Source organism: Aminobacter sp. P4_D5 (genome assembly GCF_056401815.1).
Genome location: NZ_JBFUIP010001161.1, coordinates 1 through 568 on the forward strand (window position 1 = coordinate 1; position 568 = coordinate 568).

General features: G+C 70.2%; 1 protein-coding gene. It reads right to left on the minus strand.

Translation table 11 applies throughout. The features are described 5' to 3' along the window. Positions 1–568, minus strand: a 568-nt coding sequence (locus AC1DWF_RS37255; RefSeq protein WP_476843446.1) for a M20/M25/M40 family metallo-hydrolase, incomplete at both ends; no start/stop codon positions are given.

Below are 568 nucleotides of genomic sequence, written 5' to 3' on the forward strand. Positions count from 1 at the left end.
CTCGGGGATCAGGCAGGCGTCGGCGCGATAGCCGCGCAGCAAGGTGGCGAGGGCGCCGTTGCCGGTGCTCTCCTCCTCGGTGACGGTCTGCAGGAAGACATCGGCCGCCGGGGCGAAGCCGGCGGCGCGCAGGGCCTCCATGGCGAAGCACATGGCGGAGACGCCGGACTTCATGTCATTCGCGCCGCGGCCGTACATCCAGCCGTCCTTCACCGTGCCGCCATAGGGCGGGTAGGTCCACATCTCCGCGGGTCCCTCGGGGACGACGTCGATATGGCCCTGGATGACCAGGCTGCGGCCGGTGGGCGAGGCGCAACGCTTCGAGGCCACGACCTGGAAGGAGCCGGCGGGGTCCACATCCACCATGGGGCTGGCCTTGGGGTGATCGAGCCAGCGGACGTCGGCGATGGAGAAGCGGTCCACGGTGTAGCCGTAGTTCCGGCCGGCGAACCAGCGGTACATGTGGTCCTGCAGGGGCGCCTCGCGGCCGCGCAGCGATGGGTGGCGCACGATGTCGGCCAGGAAGCGGACCTGCTCGTCGAAATTGGCCTCGACCGCAGCCGAGAGC